This window comes from Steroidobacter sp. (assembly GCF_016790065.1).
Taxonomy (GTDB): domain Bacteria; phylum Pseudomonadota; class Gammaproteobacteria; order Steroidobacterales; family Steroidobacteraceae; genus Steroidobacter.
The window spans coordinates 1-7,136 of sequence record NZ_JAEUPY010000896.1 but is presented as its reverse complement, the minus strand read 5'-3'; the positions used below and the strand labels follow the sequence as shown (position 1 = coordinate 7,136).

The window sequence follows — 7,136 nt, the reverse complement described above, 5'->3', positions numbered from 1 at the left end:
CCAACCTGCCGGTGCACTTCGCTCATATCAAAGCGCTGGGCGTCGACGTGCATGGTCAAGCCGACGCCGTGATCAAACTGGTCAACGAGGCGCACGCCAGCGGACAGAAAGTCACTGCCGATCAATATCCCTGGCTGGCTTCAGGCACGGGTCTGAGTGCCGCGTTGCTGCCGCGATGGGCTGTCGATGGCGGCCGCCCTGCTCTGCTGAAACGACTCGACGATGCCGCGACCTCGCAAAAGATTCGCGAAGAAATGCGTGAGAACTTGCGCCGTCGCGGTGGCGCCGATTCGTTGGTGCTGACGGTGGCTGGTTCACCTTGGCACGGCAAGAAACTCGGCGATCTGGCTCGCGAGCGCAACGAAGATGCCATCGAAGCAGCGTTGTTCGTGGTTCGCGATGGTCGGGACGCAGCCGTGTCGTTCAACATGGACAACGCCGACGTGATTCGTTTCATGCGCCAACCCTGGGTGGTCACCAGCTCGGACGGTTCTTCCGGCCATCCGCGCCAGTTCGCCACGTATCCGCAGAAGTATCGTGAGTACGTGCAGAAAGGCATCATCACAGTGGGCGAATTCGTTCGCAGTTCCACCGGCCGCACCGCCGACATCTTGGGCCTCACCGATCGCGGTTACTTGCGCGATAACTACGCTGCCGACATCGTCGTATTCGATCCCGCTCGCTACGCCCCGAAAGCCGACTACTTGCATCCTCGCGAGCTGTCCGAAGGCGTGACTCAGCTGGTGGTCAATGGCCGCCTGGCCATCGACAACGGCAAACTCACCGGCACAGCGGCCGGCAAGTTGCTACGACATGCAGCGACGGCGGGTAGCTGTCCGAAAAGCGGGCGACAAGCATCGGGCGGCTGAGCCCGATCCGACCGCGCCTGCTCGGCTACATATTCATGGAGCGCGCGACTGCAGCCAGCGCGCGCAAATCGACGGGCTTGGTGAGATGGGCATCGAAGCCCGCTTCGATGGTCCGTCGCCGATCTTCTTCCTGCCCCCAACCGGTAATGGCCACGATAGAGACACCGGTGCCCTTGGAGTCCCGGATGCGTCGGCACAACTGGTAACCGTCCATCCCCGGCATGCCGAGGTCGAGCAGCACCAACTTCGCGTCGAACTCCTGCAACAGCTGTAACGCGCTCGTTCCGTCGTAAACCACACGAACGTCGCCGCCCAAGTTCGTCATCAACATGCCGGTGGCGTCGGCCGCGTCCCGATTGTCATCGACGATCAGCACGCGCGGTCCTTGCAAGGCAGGCGTTATTTTCACCGACGCAGAGTCGTGTTCGGTTAGAAGGTCGGGCGTGGGTATGCGAACCGTGAACTTGCAGCCCGTGCCCAAGCCGGCACTCTCGGCGGTGACGCTGCCGCCGTGCAATTCAGCAAGCTTCTGACTGAGCGCCAGCCCGATGCCCAAGCCGCCGAGCCGATTGGAGCTGTCGCCATGCACCTGAGCAAACAATCCGAAAATTCTGGACAGCTGCTTCGGGTCGATGCCGACCCCGGTATCGGTAACTTTCAAAACCAACTCGGCCGCGTCACCAGTAACACGCACTCGAGCATCCAGCGTGACGACTCCGCCACGCGGTGTGAACTTGGTAGCGTTGTGCAAGATGTTGGCGATGACTTGTGACAATCGCGTCGGATCGACCTCGATCAAGCCCTCCGGCGTCTCGACATTGAGCGCCAGTTCCAAGCCAGCCGTGGCAATGGCGCTACGGTTCGCTTCCACCGCGCTGTCGATGACGCTTGCGAGTGTCACTTTCTGCCGCTGCAACTCGATCTTGCCCGAGGTGATGCGCGACACATCCAGCAAATCGTCGATGAGCCGCACCACGTGCGCGACCTGGCGCTCCATCATCGGCCGGATTTTCTCGATCAACGCCGGCTGCTGAGCTGCTCGACTCAACAACTCCACGCCAGTGCGAATCGGCACCAACGGATTGCGCAACTCGTGCGCTAACACAGCCAGGAACTCGTCCTTACGCCGATCGGCCTCGCGCAGCGCGTCTTGCGCTTGAGCTCGTTCGATCAAATCGGCGGCCTGTCTTCCGAGCAGATCCAGAAAACGAATCTCACGCTCGCTCAACGTCCGTTGCGTGCGCCAATGCGTCGAAAACATTCCCAACGGCCGGCCCGAACGACTCAGCAACGGTGTCGACTGCGCACAGCGCATGCCTTCATCGAAGTGCCATTGATCGGAGCTGCCGACCGGGGCATTCGCGGCAAAATCGATGAATGCACGGCTGCCACTAGACAAAGCGATACCACACGGAGAATCCGATGAGGCATCGACGCGGGCGAAATGATCTGTGATTTCCTGGCTAAAGCCGCGCTTCGCCAGAAAGAACAGCGTCTTCGACGCCGGTTCCAGCAGCTGCAGGGTGCCGGCGTCGGCCTCGGTGATCTCCAGCGCCGCCAGCAGAATTTCGTCGAACAGCGCCGACGGATCGTCGCCGCCGATCAGGCGAGCCGCAACATCACGCAGCCGCTGAGTGTCCTTGAGCTCTACAGCCAGCGCCGCTAAGTTGCGCTCCGTGGAAAGGCGAGCATCCTCTTCTAGCTTGCGCTTGGAATCCACGGTCGCCAGCACTTGCACCGCCGCTGCCGCGAACTTGGACAAGCTGGTCACTACGCGAGCATCTTCGGAGTCGAATTGTCGGTCCGGACTATGGTGAGCGACCCACACCGTGCCGACCGGTTTGCTGCCCTGATAGAACGGCACCAACAGCACTTCATCCACCGAGTGAGAAAGTACCTCGATATACGGAAAGTGCCGCACCGGATCCTTCATCATCAACATGCGATTGGCGTCTAGCACCGAGCCGCACGGGCTGAAGTGCCGCGGCATGGTGTTGCCCGCGTAGCGAGAGAACTCGCCCGCCGTGGCAACCCAACGGAACTGCGCAGCCGGCCCGGAGAGCTCCGGATCGAGCAGACTGATGCCCGCTGACCCGGCCCGACACAGCTGCCGCGCACTGTCGACCAACTCCTGCAGCACCCGCTTGGGCTCCTCCGCCATGGTGCTCGCCAACTTCTGCAACACCTGATTCTCGGCGGCGAAATCGGCCGGCCGGTTCGGCCGCCGACTCAGCTCGTCGGTCGTGATGACCGACTCGATTCCGCCGGGCGCGTCGAACGTCGGCACCGCCGTGAAGCTCTGCATGGATGGGTCCGCTGTATGGTTCTTTGCACGGGATGTTACGTGACCCAATGCCCGAACAAGGTGCTTTGTTTCCCGACAAAGGCCCTACTGGCTGGCGTGGAACGAACTTCCACGGGCTGGCCAGAGCTCACTCCACCTGACCCGGCACTTCGCTGGAGCGCAGCCGATAGCCCAGCCCGGTCTCAGTGATGATGTACTGAGGTCGCGCCGGCTCGGGTTCGATCTTTTGTCGCAAATGTTTCAGGCACGCGCGCAGGCTCTGGGTGTCCTGGGAACGATCCGGGCCCCACACTTCGCGGATGAGTTGCGAGGCGGTGACGATCATCCCTGCCTGGCGCGCCAGACATTCGAGTACTCGATACTCGAGCGGTGTAAAGCGGATCTTCTTGTTGGTGGCGCGAGCCTCGCGACGGCTCAAATCGATGGTGACCTCGCCGAGTTGCACGACTGGCGCTCGTTCGGTTCCTCGTGCGCTTCGACGTAACGCAGCGCGAACGCGAGCAATCAGCTCCGGCGTGCTGAAAGGTTTGGTGACATAGTCATCGGCGCCCGCTTCCAAGGCCGCCACTTTCTGCGCCTCCATGGCGCGAGCCGATAGAACAATGATGGGCACCACCGACCAGCTGCGAACGTCTTGAATCAGTTCGAGACCGTCCGCATCCGGCAAGCCCAGGTCGACGATCAGCAGATCCGGCTGATGAGTTCGAGCTTCGATGAGCGCACGCGCCACCGTCTCCGCTTCCACGACTCGATACGAATGCAACAGCGCACGCAGTACGGTGCGAATCGCCTCGTCATCCTCCACCACCAGAATGCGATGCATGGCCTGCGTCATGACGCACTCTCGATGCTGGGCAGAAAGAACTCGATACGCGCACCGCCACCGGGCCGGTCGAGCGCCCGGATCTCACCGGCATGCGCATGAATGATGGCGCGACAGATGGCCAACCCGAGGCCGGCACCCGCCACCGAACCTTCATCCTTGCCGCGCTGAAACTTGTTGAACAGACGGTCGCGATCTCCCACTGGAAATCCCGGCCCTTGGTCATCGATGATCACCTCGACACCTGCTCCTTCGACACGTGCGTGAACGTGCACCAGCGCACCGTTCGGCGTGTATTTGGCGGCGTTGTCGAAGATGTTGGCCAACGCTTGCACGATCAGCGAGCCGTCCACCGACAACACCGGTAACTCATTGGGAATATCGATGCGCACCGGATGATCTCGCAGCCGTTCCTCGACCCGACCCAGGGCCGCGCCGATCAAATCGTCGAGCGAGTGTCCGTCGCGCCGTAACGTCATCTGGCCGGACTCGAAACGCATCAGATCCAGCACGTTGGAAACGATCTCCGACATTTCCACGGCCTTCGCGGCAATCGAGCGAGCCAGCGACGTTCGCATCTCATCATCCAGCTCCGGCCCGCGCTCGGCCAAAGCACTGCCCGCACCGGCGATGGCCGCGAGCGGCGTGCGCAAGTCATGTGAGATCGACGCCAGCAAAGTGTTGCGAAGACTTTCTGTCTCGGCCGCCACGCGACCTGCTTCCGCAGCTGCCGACAGCCCCGCTCGTTCGACGGCCAGGCTCAACTGCTCAGCGAATGCTTCCAGAAATCGATACTGATCGGGAATCAGCATGCGCCGATGATTGCTCGGCAAAATCGCCAACACACCCAGCCGCCGATGTTCGTCTTTGAGCGGCACATACATCGCTGGCGCCGTCGGCATGTTGTCCGAAGCCAGCCCGGCGCGCTTGCCCTGCTCGAACACCCATTGCGCGATGGACAGATCCGCGTCCAGAAATGAGTTCTCCACCGGAGCCTCTTTCGGTCGTTGCAGGTTGCCGGCGCCATCCGGCATCAGCACCGTCGCCTTGCAATGGAACACGTCCGCGATATGCCTGACCGCGACTCGCGCCATGTTGGCGACGCCACGGGTCGCCGAGAGATCTCGGCTCATTGCATATAAGAGTGCCGTGCGACGCTCACGTGCACCCGCGGCTCTGATTTGCTGACGGACACTGGCCATCAAGTTGGCCATGGTGACGGCGACGATCAACATCACGATGAAGGTGACCAGGTATTGCAGATCGGCGATCGATAGCGAGAAGCGCGGCGGCACGAAATAAACCAGGAACGCGACCACGTTGGCCAACGACGCAAGCACGGCGGGCCCGCGACCGAACTTGATGCCCACCAACGCCGAGCCCAGCAGATACGCCATGATGATGTTGGCGAGCGCGAAGTACGGATCCATCGCGTAGGCAATCGCGGTGGTGACCGCGCTGGCCAGCATCGCCCAGGTGTAGCGATGCCATTGAATTTTGGCCGGAGGTTCGGGCCCGAACGAGACATCGGCGCCGGCAGCGACGCCCTCATCCGGCGTCGCGCTGACGGCGATCACATCGAAGCCGTGCGCACGACGAACCAATTGAGTCGGCGGCGACGGCCGCAGCCAGCCCAACAGCCGCTGCCGCTTGGGCGCCCCGATCACGATGTGCGTAGCTTCCGAAGTACGCGCGTACTCGAACAGCGCTTCGCTGACCGACGGCCCGTCGAGCGTGACGGTCTGAGCACCAAGCGAGGCCGCCAGCCGTTGCAGTCCCGCCCAACGGTTGCGGCCGACCGCGGACAGCTTGATCAAATCGGGAGTCTCGACCGACACCAGCGTCCAGGGTGCGGCCAGTGCGTCCGCGAAGCGCTTGCCCGCCTGCATCACCCGCTCGGCGTTCGCATCCACCCCCACTGCCACCAGCACTCTTTGTTTCGGACTCACCGGCCAAGCATAGCAAACGCTATTCCAGCGCCTGCGGGCCGCCCGGCCGCCCGAAAAAAGTCACAGCACCATCACAGCGCAGTCACTAAGGTGCGCCGATGCTGGACACCACTATCATTTGGGGAGGCGCGCTGCTGCTGGTCGCCATCGCCGCCTTCTACGCTGGCCGGGTCAGCGGCCGATACGCGGAGCAAAGCAAGTGGAGTGCCCTGCCGCCGGTGCGGGAGCAGATGGAATACATGCAGATGGTCAACGAACTGCTCGACCATGTACTGCGCCTCAGCCAGCGGGTCACCCAGCTGGAAGCCAAAGAAAGCGAGCCGGACGCCAAAGAGGGTAAGGACGCCGATCCGACCCTGCGCCTGGTGCCGAAAAACGAGGCTCGGCGCTAGCCACTCGAGCCTCGGGACCTGATCCGCCAGGCGGACGTCCATTCCGCCTAACGACTACAGCCTGACGGCGCCCCTCCTACCTGTTCACGGCAGGTCCCGCTGCCGAATCAGCGTGCTCTTGCCGAACAACGACTCGATCAGATCGACCGCCAAAATCGCGGTGGCATTGCGCACATCCAGCGCCGGATTCAATTCCATGACGTCCAGCGAGCCCATGCGGCCGGTGTCCGCGATCATTTCCATGCACAGCTGCGCTTCGCGATAGGTCGGGCCGCCAGGAATGGTCGTGCCCACGCCGGGCGCAATCTGCGGATCCAGGAAGTCGACGTCGAAGCTGACATGCAAATGCGTGTTGTCGTCCATGTCGGCCAGCGCATGTTCCATGGTGGCGCGCATACCGACTTCGTCGATGTAACGCATGTCGTACACCTCCAGCCCCTTCTCACGCACGAAACGTTTCTCCGGCGGATCGACACTGCGAATACCGATCTGGCGAATGTCTTTGGCGCTGATGGCTGGCGAGTGTCCCGCCATGTGTGTCAGCTGGTGCGGACCGAAGCCGGCGATACAAGCCACCGGCATGCCATGGATGTTGCCGCTGGGCGTGAGCTCGCTGGTGTTGAAATCGGCATGGGCATCGAGCCACAACACTCGCAGTTTCTTGCCAGCACCGGCGCAGTAACGCGAGACCGCGCTGATCGAGCCGATGGCCAGACAATGATCGCCGCCCAGCAGAATGGGAAAGTGGCCGCGAGTGAGATCGGCATGCACCGAGTCGTGAATGGCCTGGTTCCAGGC

Annotated in this window: 5 protein-coding genes and 1 pseudogene; 2 read left to right on the top strand and 4 right to left on the bottom strand. The window is 62.3% G+C overall.

Annotation, left to right across the window (positions count from 1 at the left end; translation table 11 throughout):
* Positions 1 to 869, top strand: a pseudogene (locus JNL55_RS35935) (amidohydrolase family protein); the annotation flags it as partial.
* Between the two features lie 25 nt (positions 870 to 894).
* Here JNL55_RS35935 and JNL55_RS35930 read toward each other — a convergent pair.
* From JNL55_RS35930 to JNL55_RS35920, 3 genes are all read right to left on the bottom strand, one after another.
* Positions 895 to 3,174: a hybrid sensor histidine kinase/response regulator gene (locus tag JNL55_RS35930; RefSeq protein WP_293866446.1), complete on the bottom strand. Its 2,280-nt coding sequence runs from the start codon at positions 3,172 to 3,174 to the stop codon at positions 895 to 897.
* A 127-nt stretch (positions 3,175 to 3,301) separates the two neighbouring features.
* Entirely contained in the window at positions 3,302 to 3,997 is a 696-nt protein-coding gene (locus tag JNL55_RS35925; protein ID WP_415923235.1) for a response regulator, read from the bottom strand.
* Between the two features lie 8 nt (positions 3,998 to 4,005).
* Positions 4,006 to 5,946, bottom strand: coding sequence for a DUF4118 domain-containing protein (locus JNL55_RS35920; RefSeq protein WP_293866440.1), 1,941 nt, complete (start codon positions 5,944 to 5,946; stop codon positions 4,006 to 4,008).
* Positions 5,947 to 6,044: 98 nt separating this feature from the next.
* Between JNL55_RS35920 and JNL55_RS35915 the strand changes: the two genes are divergently transcribed.
* On the top strand, positions 6,045 to 6,338 hold the full coding sequence (locus tag JNL55_RS35915; protein ID WP_293866437.1) for a hypothetical protein: 294 nt from the start codon (positions 6,045 to 6,047) through the stop codon (positions 6,336 to 6,338).
* Between the two features lie 84 nt (positions 6,339 to 6,422).
* Here the strand turns inward: JNL55_RS35915 and rocF are convergent.
* Positions 6,423 to 7,136: arginase (gene rocF / locus JNL55_RS35910; RefSeq protein WP_293866434.1), on the bottom strand; the 714-nt coding region annotated here is incomplete at its 5' end.